Source organism: Burkholderia sp. WSM2232, assembly GCF_000472545.1.
GTDB lineage: Bacteria > Pseudomonadota > Gammaproteobacteria > Burkholderiales > Burkholderiaceae > Paraburkholderia.
In genome coordinates, this window is record NZ_AWZV01000020.1 from 24,011 (window position 1) to 42,314 (window position 18,304).

The 18,304-nt window shown below is 63.7% G+C and carries 15 protein-coding genes and 1 pseudogene; 9 read left to right on the forward strand and 7 right to left on the reverse strand.

The genetic code is table 11. The annotated features are described in order from the left end of the window. Positions 1–12: 12 nt before the first annotated feature. From F757_RS33865 to hutC (F757_RS0119140), 7 genes and pseudogenes are all read left to right on the forward strand, one after another. Positions 13–693: pseudogene (locus tag F757_RS33865) on the forward strand (methyltransferase family protein). Between the two features lie 279 nt (positions 694–972). After that, positions 973–1,833, forward strand: coding sequence for a transporter substrate-binding domain-containing protein (locus F757_RS0119115; protein WP_027212795.1), 861 nt, complete (start codon positions 973–975; stop codon positions 1,831–1,833). Between the two features lie 90 nt (positions 1,834–1,923). After that, positions 1,924–2,646, forward strand: a complete 723-nt coding sequence (locus F757_RS0119120; protein ID WP_027212796.1) for an ABC transporter permease — start codon at positions 1,924–1,926, stop codon at positions 2,644–2,646. A gap of 13 nt (positions 2,647–2,659) precedes the next feature. After that, entirely contained in the window at positions 2,660–3,415 is a 756-nt protein-coding gene (locus F757_RS0119125; protein WP_027212797.1) for an ABC transporter permease, read from the forward strand. A gap of 34 nt (positions 3,416–3,449) precedes the next feature. After that, positions 3,450–4,241, forward strand: a complete 792-nt coding sequence (locus F757_RS0119130; RefSeq protein WP_027212798.1) for an ABC transporter ATP-binding protein — start codon at positions 3,450–3,452, stop codon at positions 4,239–4,241. 108 nt (positions 4,242–4,349) lie between these two features. Continuing rightward, complete coding sequence (locus F757_RS0119135; RefSeq protein WP_027212799.1) at positions 4,350–5,996, forward strand: HAL/PAL/TAL family ammonia-lyase; 1,647 nt, start codon at positions 4,350–4,352, stop codon at positions 5,994–5,996. A 219-nt stretch (positions 5,997–6,215) separates the two neighbouring features. Then, a complete protein-coding gene (gene hutC, locus F757_RS0119140; protein ID WP_027212800.1) occupies positions 6,216–6,899 on the forward strand; it encodes a histidine utilization repressor in 684 nt (227 codons plus the stop codon). Between the two features lie 42 nt (positions 6,900–6,941). Here hutC (F757_RS0119140) and hutC (F757_RS0119145) read toward each other — a convergent pair whose 3' ends face one another. From hutC (F757_RS0119145) to F757_RS0119165, 5 genes are read right to left on the reverse strand one after another with little or no spacing between them, the layout of a single operon-like run. Next, a complete protein-coding gene (hutC, locus tag F757_RS0119145) occupies positions 6,942–7,751 on the reverse strand; it encodes a histidine utilization repressor (protein WP_027212801.1) in 810 nt (269 codons plus the stop codon). 50 nt (positions 7,752–7,801) lie between these two features. Beyond that, positions 7,802–8,668, reverse strand: coding sequence for an amino acid ABC transporter ATP-binding protein (locus F757_RS0119150; RefSeq protein ID WP_027212802.1), 867 nt, complete (start codon positions 8,666–8,668; stop codon positions 7,802–7,804). A 17-nt stretch (positions 8,669–8,685) separates the two neighbouring features. Further along, positions 8,686–9,348, reverse strand: coding sequence for an amino acid ABC transporter permease (locus F757_RS0119155; RefSeq protein WP_027212803.1), 663 nt, complete (start codon positions 9,346–9,348; stop codon positions 8,686–8,688). A gap of 18 nt (positions 9,349–9,366) precedes the next feature. Further along, on the reverse strand, positions 9,367–10,017 hold the full coding sequence (locus F757_RS0119160) for an amino acid ABC transporter permease (RefSeq protein WP_027212804.1): 651 nt from the start codon (positions 10,015–10,017) through the stop codon (positions 9,367–9,369). Between the two features lie 57 nt (positions 10,018–10,074). Further along, positions 10,075–10,902, reverse strand: a complete 828-nt coding sequence (locus tag F757_RS0119165; protein WP_027212805.1) for a transporter substrate-binding domain-containing protein — start codon at positions 10,900–10,902, stop codon at positions 10,075–10,077. Between the two features lie 249 nt (positions 10,903–11,151). On the opposite strand from F757_RS0119165, the gene F757_RS0119170 reads away from it, so the two are divergent. Both F757_RS0119170 and F757_RS0119175 read left to right on the forward strand, forming a co-directional pair. Continuing rightward, positions 11,152–12,126 carry an isopenicillin N synthase family dioxygenase gene (locus F757_RS0119170; RefSeq protein ID WP_027212806.1) on the forward strand — a complete coding sequence of 325 codons (975 nt, stop codon included), beginning with the start codon at positions 11,152–11,154 and terminating at the stop codon, positions 12,124–12,126. A gap of 19 nt (positions 12,127–12,145) precedes the next feature. Beyond that, positions 12,146–13,579: an FAD-binding oxidoreductase gene (locus F757_RS0119175; protein WP_027212807.1), complete on the forward strand. Its 1,434-nt coding sequence runs from the start codon at positions 12,146–12,148 to the stop codon at positions 13,577–13,579. A 46-nt stretch (positions 13,580–13,625) separates the two neighbouring features. On the opposite strand, the gene F757_RS0119180 is transcribed toward F757_RS0119175, so the two are convergent. Then, entirely contained in the window at positions 13,626–17,036 is a 3,411-nt protein-coding gene (locus F757_RS0119180) for an alpha/beta fold hydrolase (RefSeq protein ID WP_027212808.1), read from the reverse strand. Between the two features lie 188 nt (positions 17,037–17,224). Further along, complete coding sequence (locus tag F757_RS0119185) at positions 17,225–18,016, reverse strand: hypothetical protein (RefSeq protein ID WP_027212809.1); 792 nt, start codon at positions 18,014–18,016, stop codon at positions 17,225–17,227. Positions 18,017–18,304 lie beyond the last annotated feature (288 nt).

Here is an 18,304-nt window from a genome sequence, read left to right on the forward strand (position 1 = left end):
GTGGCAACGGCTATGGTCGTGCGCCTCGTCGTGCAAACGGTGCTGTGGCTCGCGGGCATGGGCGCGCTGCTGTTCGGCGCGGCCGGCACGCTCGCGTGGCCGGCCGCGTGGTGGTATCTGATCGAACTGGGCGCATTGAGCCTGTGGATCGGCCTGTGGCTCGCGCACCATGACCCCGCCTTGCTTGCAGAGCGTCTCGCGCCCTTCGTGCAGAAGTAGCAGAGTCGCTGGGACCGGCTTTTCATGGCGGCCCTTGCGTGTGTGTGGTGCGGCTGGCTGATCGCGATGGGGCTCGACGCAATGCGCTTTCGCTGGTCTGCGCCGCTGCCGGTGGTGTTGGTGTCGCTCGGCTCGCTGTGCGTGCTGGTGTGCATCGTAATGTGCCGTTTCGTGTTCGCGGCAAACAGCTATGCGGCGCCGGTCGTGAAGATCCAGGCCGGCCGCGGCCACAAGGTTGTCGACAGCGGCCCGTACGCGCACGTGCGCCATCCCATGTATTCGGCGGCGCTGTTGTTCTTCGTGGGCACTCCGTTGCTGCTCGGCTCATGGTGGGGCCTGGCGTTCGTTCCTGTCATGGTGATCGGGCTGGCTTGGCGCGCGGTGCGCGAAGAGCAGGTGCTTGCCATGCATCTCAGCGGCTACGCCGCGTACATGGCACGGGTGCGTTTCCGCTTCATTCCTTTCATCTGGTAGACGTGCAGGACGCCGCGCTATCGCGGCCCCGGCGCGAACCTGTCTAGACATAACCACTGCCGCGAAGCGTCGGCCGACTTGCTCCTCATTACTCACAATTGTCGGCACCAACCCTGCGAGCCCATTACCACAGGGACTTGTAAGGGCTTACCCGATGATTCGGGCAATTTTTTGCGAATCCCCTTGCAGCACCTTTTTGACTCATGCAGACTTGTCTATACAAATTATGCGGCGGTTAAACATTCGGCTCGACGGTTTCCTCAATCAAGGAGTTTCGACGTGAAAGTGAAACGCACCACGGCAGCAAAAGCATTGATCGGCGCCGTGCTCGGCGCCGCGGCGATTTTCGCGGCACCGGCACAGGCCAAAGACTGGAAGTCGGTGACGATCGCGCTGGAAGGCGGCTACGCCCCGTGGAACCTGACGTTGCCCGGCGGCAAACTGGGCGGCTTCGAACCTGAACTCGTCGCCAATCTTTGCGAGCGCATCAAGCTGCAATGCAATCTGGTCGCGCAAGACTGGGACGGCATGATTCCCGGCCTGCAGGCGGGCAAGTTCGACGTGCTGATGGACGCCATCTCGATCACGCCGGAGCGCGAGAAGATCATTGCGTTCTCGAAGCCCTATGCAGCCACGCCGGCCACCTTCGCCGTCGCGGACGCCAAAGTGCTGCCGAAGGCCGCGCCGGGCGCCGGCGTCGTCAAACTCTCGGGCGACCCTAAAGCCGATCAGCCAACCGTCGACGCACTGCGCAAGCAGTTGAAAGGCAAGACGATCGGCATTCAGTCCGGCACCGTCTATACGAAGTTCATCAACGACGGCTTCAAGGACATCGCGACTATTCGCGTCTACAAGACCTCGCCCGAGCGCGATCTGGATCTGGCGAACGGCCGCATAGACGCGTCGTTCGACGACGTGACTTACTACGCCGCGAGCATCGACAAGAAGGAAACTTCGTCCATCGTGATGGCCGGCCCGAAGATCGGCGGCCCGATCTGGGGCCCGGGCGAAGGTCTCGCGTTTCGCAAGCAGGACGCCGACCTGAAGGCCAAGTTCGACACCGCGATCAGCGCGGCGCTTGCCGACGGCACGGTCAAGAAGCTGTCCGCCAAGTGGTTCAAGACAGACGTCACCCCCTGATTCACGCGACTTCGCCCTAACGCGGCACGTGCGGGCGCCAAGCGCGCGCGTGCGGCCGTTTCATCGGCCGTCATGAACGGGAGGTAGGCAATGGCTCTGATACAGATGCTCGGCTTCGGGCCGGAAGGCTGGGGTGGCGTACTGCTGCTCGCGGCGTTGATGACCGTCGCGCTCACGCTGGCCGCGCTCGCGGTGGGCGCCGTATTCGGCGCGCTCATCGCGGCAGCCAAGCTGTCGCGCTTGCGCGCGCTGCGCGTGATCGGCGATATCTATACGACGGTGTTTCGCGGCGTGCCCGAACTGCTCGTCATCTATCTGTTCTACTTCGGCGGCTCGACGCTCGTCACCACGGTCGGCCAATGGTTCGGCGCCGAGGGCTTCGTCGGCGTGCCGCCGTTCGTGATCGGCGCGCTCGCTGTCGGCATGATTTCGGGCGCTTACCAGGCCGAAGTGTATCGCTCGGCGGTGCTCGCCGTGTCGCGCGGCGAACTCGAAGCGGCCCGTTCCATCGGCATGCCGACGCTGACCATGGCGCGCCGCATTCTTATTCCGCAAGTGCTGCGCTTCGCGTTGCCGGGCATCGGCAACGTCTGGCAGTTGAGCCTGAAGGATTCCGCGCTGATCTCGGTCACGGGGCTGGCCGAATTGCTGCGCACGAGCCAGGTGGCTGCGGGCTCCACGCATCAATACTTCACGTTCTTCGTGGTCGGCGGCGCGCTGTATCTGCTGATGACGAGCATCTCGAACCGGGTCTTCAACCACGCCGAGGCGCGCGTGGGCCGGTCCTTCAAGCGCAACTTCGCGCGCAACTGACGGCAACGGCATCATGAACTTCGACTTCGACTTCCTGCTCGACACGCTCAGGCAGTTGCTCGCCGCCGTGCCGACCACGCTGGGCCTTTTTTTCTGCTCGCTGATTCTCGGCGGACTGCTCTCGCTCGTCATCGTCACGATGCGCGTGTCGCCGCACTGGCTGCCGAACCGCTTTGCGCGCGCCTATATTCTGGTGTTCCGCGGCTCGCCGCTGCTGATCCAGATGTTCCTCGTCTATTACGGCATGGGCCAGTTCGGCGTGATTCGCCAGAGCTTTCTGTGGCCGGTGCTGCGCGAGCCGTATCTGTGCGCGGTTTTATCGCTTGCGCTGTGCACGGCCGGCTATACCGCGGAAATCATTCGCGGCGGCCTGATGGCCGTTCCCGCTGGCCAGATCGAGGCGGGTTATTCGATCGGCCTCTCGGGGTTCGCGCTGCTGCGCCGCGTGATCGGCCCGATTGCGTTGCGTCAGTGTTTGCCCGCGTATTCGACCGAAGCAGTGCTGCTGGTCAAATCGACCGCGCTCGCGAGTCTCGTCACCGTGTGGGAGGTGACGGGCGTCGCACAGCAGATCATTCAGCAAACGTATCGCACGACGGAAGTGTTCATCTGCGCCGCGCTGATCTATCTGTTCCTGAACTTCGTGATCGTGCGCGCGCTCGGTTTGCTCGAAACGCGTCTGTCGCGGCATCTGCGCGCGGCGCCGCCGCCCGTCGCCCCGAGGCGCCCGGTGTCCGCGACCACCGAAGCTCGCCGCGCCGCGCCCTGAGCGCCGGCCATTCCGGATGAACCTGGAGAATTCCATGAACGCTACGGCACCCGTTGCACTGTCGGTCAAGAACATTCACAAATCGTTCGGCGATCATCACGTGCTCAAAGGCATTTCGCTCGACGCTCATCAAGGCGACGTGATCTCGATTCTTGGAGCGAGCGGCTCGGGCAAGAGCACCTTCCTGCGCTGCCTGAACCTGCTGGAGACGCCTGATGACGGCTGCGTCGCGCTCGCCGGCGAAGAACTGAAAATGAAACGCCGCAGCGACGGCAAGCTGCAACCGAGCGACCGCCGCCAGGTCGACCGGGTTCGCTCGCAACTCGGCATGGTGTTCCAGAACTTCAATCTCTGGTCGCATATGACGGTGCTCGAAAACCTGATCGAAGGGCCGATGCGCGTGCAAAAGCGCAGCCGCGCCGAGTCGGTGGAAGAGGCCGAGGCGTTGCTCGCGAAAGTCGGTCTTGCGGACAAGCGCGGCCACTATCCGGCGCATCTGTCGGGCGGCCAGCAACAGCGCGTGGCGATTGCGCGCGCGCTCGCCATGCATCCGAAGGTCATGCTGTTCGACGAACCGACCTCTGCGCTCGACCCCGAACTGGTGGGCGAAGTGCTGCGCGTGATGCGCTCGCTCGCCGAAGAAGGCCGCACGATGCTGGTCGTCACGCATGAAATGGGTTTCGCGCGCCACGTGTCGAATCGCGTGATGTTTCTGCATCAAGGGCAGGTCGAGGCAGACGGCACGCCCGACGAAGTGTTCGTGGAATGCAAGTCCGAGCGCTTCCGGCAATTCGTGTCGAGCCACCACGACCGCACGACGAACTGAGCGGCGCGTCATCGGCAGATCGCCGCGTGACGCGCGGCATCCAATCCCTCGCTTGACACGTCACTTAACACCTCACTCAACACGTCACTTACCGCGCAGAGCACCATCATGGCCGTGATCCGTTCCGATCGTCCGCTCGACTGGGCACAGGTGGCGGCGGTTGCCGCCGGCGAACCGCTCGAGCTTTCCGCCGACGCCCGCGCGCGCATTGCGGCGGCGCGCGTGCTTGTCGAGCAGATTGTCGAGCGCGGCATTCGCGCGTACGGCGTGAATACCGGCGTGGGCGCGTTGTGCGACGTGATCGTGTCGCCAACCGAGCAGCGCACGCTGTCGCGCAACATTCTGATGAGCCACGCCGTCGGCGTCGGCGCGCCGCTGGGCGTTGCCGAGACGCGCGCGATCATGGCTGCCGCGGTCAACAATTTCGCCCACGGGCATTCGGGTATCCGCCTTGAAGTAGCGGATCAACTCGTGGCCTTGCTCAATGCCGATTGCCTGCCCGAAGTTCCCGCGTTCGGATCGGTCGGTTATCTGAGCCATATGGCGCATATCGCGCTGGTGTGCATCGGCGAAGGGTATGTGCGCTATCGCGGCGAGCGCCTTAAGGGCCGCGACGCGTTGCCTCTGCTCGGCCGCGAGCCGCTCGTGCTGGAAGCGAAGGAAGGCCTGAGCCTCATTAACGGCACGCCGTGCGTGACTGGGCTTGCGGCGCTCGCGCTCGCGCGTGGCATGCGGCTGCTGGACTGGACCGATCTGGTGGCGGCCATGAGCTTCGAGAATCTGCGTGGCCAGCTCGCCGCATTCGCCGAAGACTCGCTTGCCTTGCGGGTTTCGCCGGGGCTGAACCTGGTGGGCGAGCGCATGCGCACCGCGCTCGCCGACAGCGGCATTCTCGCGGCGGTGGTCGGCCAGCGCACGCAAGACCCGCTCAGCATGCGCACCATTCCCCACGTGCACGGCGCCGCGCGCGACGTGCTTGCCGCGACCGCCGAGGTGGTGAACCGAGAACTGGCGTCGATTACCGACAACCCGATCGTCGCCGGCACGCCCGACGACCCCCGCGTGTATTCGCAGGCGCATGCGGTGGGTGCATCCATTGCGCTTGCGATGGACAGCCTCGCCACCGCCATCGCGCAGGTCGCGGCGATGGCCGAGCGGCGGCTCGACCGCCTCGTCAATCCGCTCGTGAGCGGCTTGCCCGCGTTTCTTGCCGAGCCGGGCGGCACGTGCTCCGGCTTCATGATCGCGCAGTACACGGCGGCCTCGCTGGTCGCCCAGAACCGGCGCCTCGCGCTACCCGCGAGTCTGGATGGCGGCATCACGTCGGGCTTGCAGGAAGACCACCTGTGCCACGCCACGCCCGCCGCACTCAAGGCGCTGGAGATCGTCGACAACGCGGGGCGCATTGTCGCCATCGAACTGCTGGCCGCAGCGCAAGCCTACGATCTGCAAGCGGGCGACGCGCCGCGCGCGCCGCACACGCAAGCGTTGTGGCAACGCGTGCGCCAGATCGTGCCCACCTATCGCGACGACCGTCCGCTCGCCGACGACATGAGCGTCGCGTTCCGCATGATTGCCGGCGAGGCGCCGCCGCCACTGCCGGGTCCGGTTAAGATGAAACCGGGCAACGCGACGCCAGCCGGGAGCACGCAGTTCGTTGCGGGCGCATCGATCGTAGGCGTGCCTGCTGCGCACACTTTTCCGGCCGGCGCGAACAGCTCCGGCAACATGCTGGGCGCGGCGCACGTGGCCTGATTCTGACCGGCTGGAGCGCAGGCTACCCGCCGGCGCACTGGCGCTTTCCCCGGCGTACGAGCGGCACCACGGCTACGACCTGACCACCCCACCACCCACGAGGTTGGAGTGAACACCATTACTGATACTCAGGAGCACAGGCACAACCCGGCGCAGCCCGCGGCGCCGGGCGCAGACGTTGCGCAGCGTGCCGCGTGCAGGGAGACACCGGCGAAAGCCATGCCCGCTTATGAGCAGATCAAGCGTTATGTGATCCGTCGCATCAGCGAGGGTGACTGGAAGCCGGGCGGGCTGATTCCTTCCGAGATGGAACTGGTCAAGGAGTTCGGCGTCGCACGCATGACCGTGTCGCGCGCGCTGCGGGAGTTGACAGCCGAACGGGTGCTCACGCGTGTGCAGGGCTCGGGCACCTTCGTCGCGCCGCAGCGCTATGAATCCACGGTGCTGGAAATCCGCAATATCGCCGACGAAATCGCCGCACGCGGTCATCGTCATTCGGCGCGCGTGCTGACGCTCGAACCGAGCGACGATCCGCAGGCGCTCGAAACGCTCGGTCTCGCCAGCGGTCCGGCGTTTCATTCGTGCATCGTCCATAGCGAGGAGGGCGAGCCGATCCAGTACGAGGACCGCTACGTCAATCCCAAGGTCTTTCCCGAGTATCTGCAACAGGACTTCACTGTCGAGACACCGAATCACTACATGGTGCGTCTTGCGCCGATCCAGCGCGCGGAGTTTCGCATCTATGCGCAAAAGCCCGATGCGCATGTGCGGCGATATCTGTCGATGGAAATTGGCGAGCCTTGCCTGCTGCTATGGCGCCGCACGTGGGTAGGCGACGATGTCGCTACCTCTGTGCAGTTGTGGCATCCGGCGTCGCGCTTTCATCTGGCGGGGAATGTGTAGCCGGGCAGCCGGGCGTTGTCTCGCCGCTAGCGCGGCATTGCGTCAGCCTTGCCGTTGCGACAGATCCGGGGAGAAGCGGCAGCCGAGCCGGTAGCGCGAACCCGGATGCACGAAGCGCGCGAACGTCACGGCAATGCCGCTCGTCCACGTTCGCCGTACCAGCGTGAGGCACGGTTCTTCAGCGCGGATCTCGAGCAGTTCCGCCTCTGCGCGCGTGGGCAGTCCCGCGTCGACGACATGCTCGACGTCGTGCGCCGGCACCGTTTCATACAGGTATTCCGACGGCCTGATCGTGGAAAAATCCTGCCGCAGAAAATCCGGCGCGGTGGCCGGGTTCACGTAGCGGTCTTCCAGTTGCACCGGCAGGCCGTTTTCCCGATGCACGCAAATCACATGAAAGACCGAAGCACCAGGCGCAAGCCCTAACGCATTCGACACTACGACAGACGCGGTCTCGCGTTGCAAAAGCGCGGTACGGTAGCTGTATTCGTGGCCGCGCGAACGGATTTCGTCGCCGATATGCGCGATCATCAGCAGCGTGGATTGCGGCCTTGCCTGCGCAACGAAGGTGCCCACGCCCGATACGCGCGTGACGAGCCCTTCGTGCACCAGCTCGCGCAACGCGCGATTGACGGTCATGCGCGAGACGCCCAAGGTCGCGACCAGATCGAGCTCGGAAGGCAGGCGCTCGCCGGCCCGCCGCGCGCCGGATTCGATAATGCCGCGAATATGATGCTTGACCTGCTCGTAGCGGGCAGCCGGCGCATGGGCCGCGACGCCTGCGCTCCTGGCGGCGTCGGCTGGCGGCAAGCCTTCGGCGTGGTGACTCTTGCTGCGAAGCATGGCGGACATCGGCAGCCCCTTTCACGGTTTGCGCATTGCCGCGAGGGCAATGCGCGCGATCATGGCGTGTTAGCGTCGTCGGGGCCGCGCGCCCAGAATGCGTTGCGGTCGAAATAGTTTTGCAGGAATTGCCGCAAGCGCGGCTGTCCGGCATCGTGAAAGACCTCGCGCGGTTTGCCCTGCACGGCAATGCGTCCTTCGTCGATGAACACGACTTTATCCGCGACCTGCGCGGCGAAGCCCATTTCGTGCGTGACGACGGCCATCGTCATGCCGTCGCGAGCGAGCTGCTTCATTACTTGCAGCACTTCGCCGACCAGTTCCGGATCAAGCGCGGACGTGGGCTCGTCGAACAACATGATGTGCGGCTCCATGGCGAGCGCTCGCGCGATCGCCACGCGCTGCTGCTGCCCGCCGGAGAGCTTCGCCGGATAAGCATCGCCCTTGTGCGAGAGGCCCACGGTTTCCAGCATTCTGTTCGCACGGCCGCGCGCTTCGTCGTGCGACAGACGCCGCACGCGCAGCAGCGCTTCCATTACGTTGCCGAGCGCCGTCATATGCGGCCACAGGTTGAATTGCTGAAACACCATGCCGACGTTGCGCCGCACACGGTTGATGTCCGCCTGCGACGCACGCACGCGGCGGCCGCTGCGCTCGGTATAGCCGAGCAGTTCGCCTTCTATGCGCACGTCGCCGTGATCGTACGTTTCGAGCGCAGCAAGGCAGCGCAGCAGCGTGCTTTTTCCCGAGCCCGATGGACCGATGATGCACACCACTTCCGAGCGCGCAATCTGCAAATCGACGCCGCGCAGCACTTCCACGTCACCGAAGCGCTTGCGCAGATCGTGCACTTCGATCAAAGGCGCAAAGCGCTGCGCGTCGGCAACGGTGGACGCGGAAGAGGGCATGTCGGCAATGGCATTCATGATGGGGTTCAGCTCCTTTATGCCATGAAACGGGCGATTCGGGCCTCGGCCCACATGCCCGCGCGCGAAGTCAGTTCGACCAGCGCGAGATAGCACACACAGAGCATGAGCAGCGTCTCGACGAAGGCAAAGGTCGCCGAGCCGATGCCGGTGAGCACGAAAGTCAGCTCCGGCACGGTGACGATGGAAAGCACCGCGGTTTCCTTGCTCAGCACGATGATGAGGTTGGTGAGCGCCGGCACGATCAGCACCAGCATTTGCGGCATCTGGATGCGCAGCACTGCTTGTGTGCGCGTCAAGCCCAGACACGAGGCCGCTTCGAGATGGCCCGGCGGCACCGACTGAAAGCCGGAGCGAAAGGCTTCGGCGAAATACGCGCTGCCATAAAGGCCGAGGCCGAGTACACCCGCTGTCATGGGCTCGAGCGTGAGGCCGAACGACGGGCCGCCGTAGTAAAGCAGAAACAGTTGCACGAGAAACGGCGTGCCGCGAAAAAGCTCGATATGCAGCCGCAACAGCGCGCGTACCCAGCGTCCGCAAAAGAGCTGCTGCACCGCAATGACGAAGCCGATCAGCATGCCGATGGCGACGCCCGCGGCCCAGGTGCCGAGCGTCGTCGCAAGGCCCGCTGCAATCGGCTGAAGATTGTGCGTGATGACGGTGGGATCGAACTGTTGCATCGCGTGGCTCCGGGTCGGTCAGGCGTGCTTCAGGCGATGTTCGGCGGCATGCGCGACGAGTGCGAGCGCGCCGCAGATCACGAAGTAAATGAGCCCGGCGGCGACATATGCTTCAAGCGGTCTATACGTGCTGGCCGCAATGTTCTGCGCGGTGCGGGTCAATTCAGCGACACCCACCACCGAAATCAGAGAAGAAGCCTTGATGAGCAGCACCATTTCGTTGACGAGCGATGGCAACGTCAGACGGAACGCCTGCGGCACGAGAATGCGCCGCAGCGTGTCGAACGGCGACAGGCCGAGCATGCGCGCGGCCTCGATGTGACCGGGCGGAATGCTGAGAAAACCGCCGCGCAGAATTTCGGCGATATAGGAGGCGGAGCACAGCGACACGGCGCTGATCGCGGCGACGAGCGGTGGCACGTTGATGCCCACGAACGGCAACAGGTAGTACACGAGCAGCAGTTGCACCAGCATCGGCACGCCGCGAAAGAAGAACACGTAGGCACCGCCGAACCGGCGTGCCGCGCGATTGCGCGACAGCCTCGCCGCACATACGCCCACGGCCACGAAAAAGCCAATGAAGAGGCCCGTCAGCGAAACGCCGATGGTGGCGAGCGCAGCATGCAGCAGCAGTGGCATGCCCTGAACGAAGACGGTCGTGCTGAACATGAGCGTCGCCCTCGCGAATGTGCTGTCAATATGCGCCTAGCGTGCGTGCCGCGCGCGTCAATAGTTCGGCGTAGGCATGGTGGTGGGCGCATCCATCGCGACGCCGAACCACTTCTTTTGCAACGCGGCGAGGCGTCCGTCGTTGTGCATTTTCACGAGCGCCGCATTGAAGGCGTCGGCAAGCGGCTTGCTGTCCGCGTCCTTGCGCAGGCAGTACGCAAAGTACACTTTCGCGCCGAACGGCGGTTGCACCACGGCGAATGTTTCCGGGCGCTGCTTGGCCACGTACGCAATGTTGGTCATGGAGTTCGCGACAGCCGCAATGCGGCCCGCGGCGAGGTCGGCATAGGCCTGATTGTTGTCGACGTATTCGCGGATTTCAGGCGGCTTCGGCAAGGTGGCCACGTATGCCTTCAACTGATCGAGCTGCGCCGAGCCCTTGCCCGCGCCAACGGTCTTGCCTGCAATGTCCGACGATTGTTTGAGCGCCGTATCGTTCGCGCGTTTGAGCAGCGCGTCCGTGGCATCCGCAACGGGCAGCGTGTATGTATAGCGCTCCATGCGCGCTTTCGTGACCGTGAGCGGGCCGCCCACCATGTCGAACTTGCCCGCTTCGAGGCCGGGCAGTACGCTCGGCCAGGGCAGGTCGATGAAGCGCACTTTCACGCCCAGTTCCTTGCCGACTTCGGCGAACAGCTCCTTGTTGAAACCCGCTTGCTGACCGTTTTCGAGGAAGTCGAAAGGCGCGAACTGCATCTCCGTGCCGACCACCAGTTCGCCGGTCTTCTTCACTTTGGCGAGCTGGTCTTCCGCATGAGCGCCGACACTCGCCGCGCACAACGCCAGCATGAGGAAACGCCACTTCCAGCCTGCAAGGATGCTCATGAGATTCTCCAGTTGGCAAAGCGAGGTCGCACAGGTGATGCGCAAGCGGCACGAAGCATCGGCCCGGCGCGAGTCATGCGAGGCAGTATATACCGCAGTTTTGCTGCGAAATAAATAAACGCGCGAGTAGAGAAAAGCCCTTACATGGAGCGTCGCGAGTTCACTTGCGAGTGCGCTTTTGGCGGTATATACCACTGCAATGATCTCGCGCTTGCGCTCACCGCTCGCCGCATTCACCGGAGCAACACGATGCCTGTGACCCGTATTCCGCTCATCGACTTCGCCGGCGTTCGCGCAGGCGACCCGCGTGCGTTGCATGACGTAGCGCGGCAGATCCGCGAGGCTTGCACGACCATTGGCTTCTTCTACATCGTCAATCACGGGGTGCCGCAAGCTGTCATCGACGCGGCCGCGCAAGCCGCGCGCACCTTCTTTGCGTTCCCGGTCGAGACCAAGCGGCGCGCCGCGGTGAATCACCGGCATCGGGGTTTCAATGCGCTTGGCGATGCGACCATGTACCAGGCAAAGCGCCCCGATTACAAGGAATTTTTCAGCATCGGGCTCGAATTGCCGGAAGACGATCCGGACGTGCTGGCGGGGCATGCGCTGCGTGGACCGAACAACTGGCCGGATTTCATGCCGCAGTTGCGTCCCGCGTTGTACGGCTACTATGAAGCGGTGGGGGCGTGCGGTGCTGACCTGTTGCGCGCGGTGGCTGTGAGCCTCGGCGTTGACGAGCATTTTTTCGCCTCGCGTTATACGAAGCGGATGCAGCGCACGCAAATGGTCTACTATCCGCCGCAACCGCCTCAGTCCGACGAAGACCAGTTCGGCGTCGCGCCGCATACCGATTACGGCTGTATCACGTTGCTGTGGCAGGATCAGGTGGGCGGCCTGCAAGTGCGCGAAATCGCTAACGATACCTGGATCGACGCGCCGCCCGTGGAGGGCAGCTTCGTCGTGAACGTCGGCGATCTGCTCGCGCGCTGGACCAATGACCGTTTCCGCTCGACGCTGCATCGCGTGATCAATGCGTCCGGGCGGGAACGTTATTCGATCGCGACCTTCTACGATCCGACCTACGGCGCGACGGTCGACCCCCGCGATCTCGGCGCCAGTGCCGAAGATCTGAAGTATCAGCCAGTGGCGGCAGGCGACTATATTCTCGGCCGCATCAACGATTCGATGGGCTATCGAAAGAAGCACGCCGCCCCAACCACGTAAGCACAGCAAGGAATATTGCATGACCCAAGACCCCATCGCGCACCACGACGCGAACGCACAGCCGTGCACCGCGCCGCTTTCCGCCACGCTCGACGCGCTGCGCGCGGAGCTCGGCGCCGATGCGGTGCGCGTCGGCGAACAGATTGGCGAACGCGCGATGACCGACTGGACGCGCCACGCTCCCACACGCCCGGCAGCCTTGCTGCTGCCGCGCAGCACGGAGGAAGTCGCGCGCGCACTGGCAATCTGCCACGCGGCCTATCAGCCGGTGGTGCCGCAAGGCGGCATGACCGGGCTCGCAGGCGGCGCGATTGCGCGCGCGAACGACATTGCGTTGTCGCTCGAACGGCTGACCGGCGTCGAGGAACTCGATGCGGCTTCGGCCACGCTTACCGTGCGCGCAGGCACCACTTTGCAAACCGCGCAGGAAGCCGCAGCGCAAGCGGGCTTCGAACTCGCGCTCGATCTGGGCGCGCGCGGCTCATGTCAGATCGGCGGCAATCTCGCGACCAATGCGGGCGGCAATCGCGTGATCCAGTCGGGCACCGCGCGCGACCAGGTGCTGGGGCTCGAAGTCGTGCTCGCCAACGGCGACGTGCTCAGCTCGCTTGGCAAGATGGTGAAGAACAACACCGGCTACGACCTGAAGCACTGGTTCATCGGTTCCGAAGGCACGCTTGGCATCATCACGCGTGCGGTGTTGCGGCTTCATCCGCAACGCGCCGCGCGCCATACGGCACTCGTCGCGCTCAATGGCTACGACGCCGCCGTGAATCTGCTGCGCCGCCTGTCGACGCGCTTTGGCAACGACATCGGCGCATTCGAAATCATGTGGCCGGACTTCTACGATTTCGGCGTCAAGCTGACGGGCACGCGTTCGCCGTTCAGCGGTGCGCAGCCGCTTTACGCGCTGATCGAACATGCGAGCTTCGATGCTGGCGACCACGGCGAACGCTTTGCCGCCGCGCTGACCGAGGCGCTAGACGAAGGCGCGATACGTGACGCGGTGATCGCGCAGTCGATGGCGGACGCACGTGCGTTATGGGCGATTCGCGAATGCACGGCCGAATTTCCGGTGCGGCTCGACGCGATCAACTTCGACGTGAGTCTGCCGATCAGCGTGATCGGCGACTTTGTCGAGCGTTGCCGCGCAGCGTTGAAGGAACGCTGGCCCGGCAATGAGTCGTATTTTTTCGGCCATATCGGCGACTCGAATCTGCATGTCACGGTGGACGGTCACTCGATTCCAGGTGTCGATCATCATGCCGTGTACGCGTTCGTGTATGAAATGCTCGGGCCGCTGCACGGCTCGGTGTCGGCCGAACATGGTATTGGTCTGCTCAAGCGCGAGTTCCTGCCAATCTCACGCTCGCCCACGGAACTGGCCGCGATGGCTGCAATCAAGCATGCGCTCGATCCGCACGGCATTCTGAATCCCGGCAAGCTGTTCTAAACGGCGCATGCATGCTGCTGCGCATTCACGCTAATGCGCGGACAGCTCAGTGCGCGTTCAGATAGCTCGCGATAGTCGGATACACGTCGAGCGCAGCGTTCTTGCCGAAAATGCAGTCGATGTGTCCATAGCCCGGAATCAGGTAGCGCTCGTAAGGTTGCTCGGGAAAGGCGTCGGCAAGCATCTCATAGGTTAGCGCGGTGCTCTTCGGCACATACGTTGCGTTGTACTCGCCGTGGATGAAGCCAATCGGAATACGCATGCCTGTCAGGCCCCTCATGCCGCGCGCTCCACGCAGATAGACATCGTTTCCTTCTGCGTCGACGACCTTGCCCGCGCGCACCATTGCCGCCAGATGCCTGAACACGCCGACGTCGTGCACGCCAAGCAATTCCTGCAAGTTGGAATGAAGCGTCTCGTTGACCTGCGCGTGTTCGTAGAGCAGCCCGTACATGAATGTTGCGCGATGGCAGATGGGATTGCCGCAGCCTTCGTCGTGATCGACGGGGTAAAGGCGCAGCGCTTCGTCGAACAGATTGTGCGGCCAGCGTTCGTCTTTGGTATAGGCGGTGAGATCGGTCACGCCGAGGTGCTGCATGATGTCGGGAATGTGCAGCCCTGCCTTGATGCGGCCAAGGGTGCCCGGCACCGGGTGCGCGGCGACCTGGGAGATCACCGCTGAGCGCACCCCTTGCAGACCCGCCATCAGCGACATGCTCAACGCGAGCCCGCCCATGCAGTGGCCAAGCGCCTGGATGGCGGCCGCGCCGGTCACCTCGCGAATTTTCGCGACGGCTGCGGGAATGTCCTCTAGCGCGACCTTGTCGACGTTGGTCGGCACGAGCACGCTCGGCATTTCGATGCTCACGCGCAGATCGACGAGCCATACGTCGTAACCCGCGGCGCACAGATATTCGACGAGATTGGTGCCGATCAGATCCGTCGAATAGATGCGACTCGATACGCCGGAGCCGTGAATCAGTAACACTGGGCGCGCGTTCTTGCGCGCCGGATCGACAAAGCGTGTGAGCCGCAGCCGCGTGCCGTCAGGCGTGTCGAAGAAGAACACTTGCGGCGCGGGCGCCCGCAATGCGCGCTTCAGACGCGGCGGCGCGTCGGGGTCGTGGTACTGCAAAGGCGCGGCCACGCCGCCGTATTCGCTGAACAGCACGCCCGCGAAGAACTTGCCGAACTTGAGGGTCCATTCGAGGCGGGTTTTCAGGTCCGGCGTGTTGGTCACTTCGAGCGTGCGCTGCTGTTTCAGGAAATTTTCCGGCGTGATGATCAGCGTGGCGTTGCCAAGCGGCGGCGCGTCGGTTTCCGGCGCTTCGAACACCTGCGCATAGAGCGTGTTGGTCTGCTCCCACAACTCGAGCGGAGACGTGCGCGTGATGATCTTCTGCCCGCTCAGATAGTAGGTTTTGCCTTCCACCGTATTGAGCGTCATGCGGTAGTTCATGTTGCGCTCGTCGACATCCTGCGGGTCGGCAACGAACAGGTTGAAGGTGCCCTCGGTGATCGTCATCGGCTGCGCGGACAGTGCGATGCAGGTCAGTGTGCCGGCGGTACGCGCCATATGGTTGGGATCCCGAAGCATTGCGTCGAGGTCATCGGACTCGACGGTCAGCGTGAACGCCATCGGGCTCGCTGCCTCCTCGCTCGCGCCGGCCGGCGTGTAGTGACCGACCATCGTTTCGGTGAAGCGCAGGCCGATTTTTTGCACGGGCGGCGCGGCGGCGGTGCCGCTGGAATCGTAGTCGATGCTCCAGCCTCGCGACGCCGCGAGCAGCGCGCAGTTGCGCTCCGCGAGCGCGGAGATGGTCCACAGCGGATTGACGCCGAGCGACATCGGCATGACCGCGCCGTCCATGACGTAGAGGCCGTCGTGCACATCTGCGCCGGACATGCCGCTGAACACGCGGCCCATATGATCGACCACACCCTGTTCGGCGTGCTCGCCCATTGCGCAGCCGCCGAGCGGATGCACGGTCACGGTGCGGTTGCCGAAGATGTCGTTCGAAATCGGATCGCGCAGGTACTTGCCGCCTAGCGGCGCCGTCGCATTCTTCAGCGTCTCTTCGACGGTTTCGTAAATGGCCTGTTTGCCGGCGTTTTCCCATGCAATGCGCGGCCGGCCCTTGTCATTGACACTGATCTGGCCGCTTTCGTCGTCGTGCGCCATCACGAGGTAGCTCTGCGTGTGATTGAGCGCGCCGCGATACGGACCGTGCAGGACGCCTTCGACAACGCGTGCATCGTAAGCCAGTTGCTGCTCGACCGGGCGCGGGCCCGCAACGTCTACGCCCGAAAGCGGCGCAGCGGCACCGAGCATGCCGACGAGCGCGGCGCCCACCGGCCCCGCGAGCGAGCCTTCTTCGATTACGAAGCCGTCTTTCACGTCCGCCGTATTGCGATGATCGATCAACCCCGTAATGGTCGGCCCTACGGGCGGAATCTCGCCTTCGCGATGCGCGCCCCAGCCGACGCCGTTGATCGTGTCGTCGGTGTTGTAGGCGAAGGCCAGCACGTCGCCATTGCCGGTGAAACGCTGGCCGAGCATGCCCGAGACGCTCAGGCCTTCATTGCGCGAGCGCAGCAGCAACGCAGTCGAGCCAATCGTTCCCGCCGACACGATCACGACGTCCGCGCTCACGAAAAGGTCAGGCGCGTCGTAGCTTTCACGCCCGAGGCGCACGAGTTGATAGCCCACTTGCCATTTCTGCGTATCGGTATTGCGGGTCACCGAATGGACGGCTGTGCCGGTGAATATCTGCGCGCCGTGCGCGACTGCGTCGGGCAGATAGTTCATATGCGTCGAATTTTTCGCGTCGTAGTTGCAACCCGAGTTGCAGTCGCCGCATCCGGTGCAGGCTTTCTGGGCGACGCCGGCCGCGTTCGTGCGGTCTTCGAAAGTCACGGTCACGGGCGGCGTGCTGAAGCGATCGGCCATGCCGAGTGCCTCTGCGGACTTGGCAAGCGCCAGCAGTTTCGGCAGTTCGCGGAAACGACCTGGAACCGGCGATGGCTGCAACATATCCCATGCGCGCTGATAACCCGTGTCGCGCCCAGCCTGATCGCCGCGCAACGCGGCGGGCCAGCGCGTGTCGTCCCACAGGCGTGGATCGATTTTCAACGCGACGTTCGCGTTGATCAGCGAAGTGCCGCCAAGGCCGCAGCCCACCACTGCGTTTACGTCGTCGTTCACATGCACTTCGAGCAGCGCGAGCGGCGAGCCGATTTGCGCGGCAGGCGTGTTGTACTGGATCTGCGCGGCGCCCTGGAACGGTGTACGCGGATATTCGCCCGCCATGAACTCGCGCCCGCGTTCGAGCAGGCACACGCTGCGGCCCGCGCGCGCCATGCGGCTTGCGGCGATGGCGCCGCCATAACCCGAACCGATCACCACCACTTCATAGTGCGATTTCATCGCCGTCACGGCGCTCGATAAGCGGTTCATAGGCGACCACCTCGTCAGGAATCGATGCAGGGAAGGGACCGGGCGTCGGAAGGAAGACGGCGCCCTGCCGCGGCTTTTGTATCGTAGCCGGTGCGTGAGCACAAAAAAAGGCGCTTCGTTGCGATGCGCCTCGCGGCGTGATCGCGTTGTTGGCGTGAATAGCCGAGCCCAAGCCTTGTCATGCGGTGTTACGCGGCCGCTTCATTCATTTCGCTATCGTTCGACTCGGCAGCGAGCAGGTTCAGCGCGAGCAGAATCGCACTGCGATTGTCGATGTCGATCTCGATGCCGAGTACGTCCGTGAGCCAGCGACCGATCTTCGTATTGGAAAAATCGTCGGCAGTGGCCGTCTTTTTCATGGTGACGCCGAGTTTGACGGCGCGATAGTGATAGGAGGGCACCCGATGCTGAGCCGCAACCGCCGACAGTCCGCCTTTGCCTTCCGAGCACCAGCCGAGGCTGCCGGCGAGCACGATCCGTTCGGGCTCGTCGAGACTTTCGATAAAAGCACGCGCCGCAAGCCGCACCCGTTGTTCGTCGAGCCCGTGTTGCAGCAGCACGCTTTGTACGGGGTCTTCCAATGCCTGGGCGTGCAGATCGATTTCCTGCGCCATGCCTTCGGTTTCCATCGACACGTTGCGTTGATGGCCGGCGCTGCGCAGGCAGTCGATCAGATAGCGGCGAAAATACGCGCACAGTGCATAGCCGTTCGAAGGCGCGCTGTCGGCGCACGCATGCGTTGCGGTATGACCCGGCGCAAGACGCAGTACCTTGCAATAAATGAACTGTGCGACCAGCTCTTCCTTGTCCTCGCCGAGCGCCTGCAATTCGAGCGGATGGTACGTGCGCAATGCCCGCTTGACGAGTTCGACCATCGACACCATTTCGTCCGCGGACAACTGTGTGCGGCGGCGCCACAGATCGGGCAGGATCGCGTCGTCGAGATTGCGGACGAACTCGTGGCTCGGAACTGCGCCCATGAAAGCCTCCATTAGGGTAAGGCGACGGTAACGCGACGTAACGCGAAAAGCGCGGCGAGCCCTGAGTGCAGGCGAAAAGCGGATAACGGGAAGATTGCGGCCGCGCCGTGTTGGTGAAAGCAGTATGGTCTTACGCAACGACTTCGCCTATATGGATTAAGTGTTAGCCGATGGGTAAACTGCCGGGTAAACCATCCGGCAGCACACCGGTCATTCGTCTGATGAGAAAAGCGGTTGCAGCGCGCCGCTGCATTGCCGCCATTGCGTTTCAGTAAGACCGAGCAAGCT

Bases quoted from the DNA above. Each gene is read 5' to 3' on its own strand.
- F757_RS0119120 (WP_027212796.1), top strand. From the start codon at position 1,924: ATGGCTCTGATACAGATGCTCGGCTTCGGGCCGGAAGGCTGGGGTGGC.
- F757_RS0119125 (WP_027212797.1), top strand. From the start codon at position 2,660: ATGAACTTCGACTTCGACTTCCTGCTCGACACGCTCAGGCAGTTGCTC.
- F757_RS0119130 (WP_027212798.1), top strand. From the start codon at position 3,450: ATGAACGCTACGGCACCCGTTGCACTGTCGGTCAAGAACATTCACAAA.
- F757_RS0119135 (WP_027212799.1), top strand. From the start codon at position 4,350: ATGGCCGTGATCCGTTCCGATCGTCCGCTCGACTGGGCACAGGTGGCG.
- hutC (WP_027212800.1), top strand. From the start codon at position 6,216: ATGCCCGCTTATGAGCAGATCAAGCGTTATGTGATCCGTCGCATCAGC.
- hutC (WP_027212801.1), bottom strand. From the start codon at position 7,751: ATGTCCGCCATGCTTCGCAGCAAGAGTCACCACGCCGAAGGCTTGCCG.
- F757_RS0119150 (WP_027212802.1), bottom strand. From the start codon at position 8,668: ATGAATGCCATTGCCGACATGCCCTCTTCCGCGTCCACCGTTGCCGAC.
- F757_RS0119155 (WP_027212803.1), bottom strand. From the start codon at position 9,348: ATGCAACAGTTCGATCCCACCGTCATCACGCACAATCTTCAGCCGATT.
- F757_RS0119160 (WP_027212804.1), bottom strand. From the start codon at position 10,017: ATGTTCAGCACGACCGTCTTCGTTCAGGGCATGCCACTGCTGCTGCAT.
- F757_RS0119165 (WP_027212805.1), bottom strand. From the start codon at position 10,902: ATGAGCATCCTTGCAGGCTGGAAGTGGCGTTTCCTCATGCTGGCGTTG.
- F757_RS0119170 (WP_027212806.1), top strand. From the start codon at position 11,152: ATGCCTGTGACCCGTATTCCGCTCATCGACTTCGCCGGCGTTCGCGCA.
- F757_RS0119175 (WP_027212807.1), top strand. From the start codon at position 12,146: ATGACCCAAGACCCCATCGCGCACCACGACGCGAACGCACAGCCGTGC.
- F757_RS0119180 (WP_027212808.1), bottom strand. From the start codon at position 17,036: ATGAACCGCTTATCGAGCGCCGTGACGGCGATGAAATCGCACTATGAA.
- F757_RS0119185 (WP_027212809.1), bottom strand. From the start codon at position 18,016: ATGGGCGCAGTTCCGAGCCACGAGTTCGTCCGCAATCTCGACGACGCG.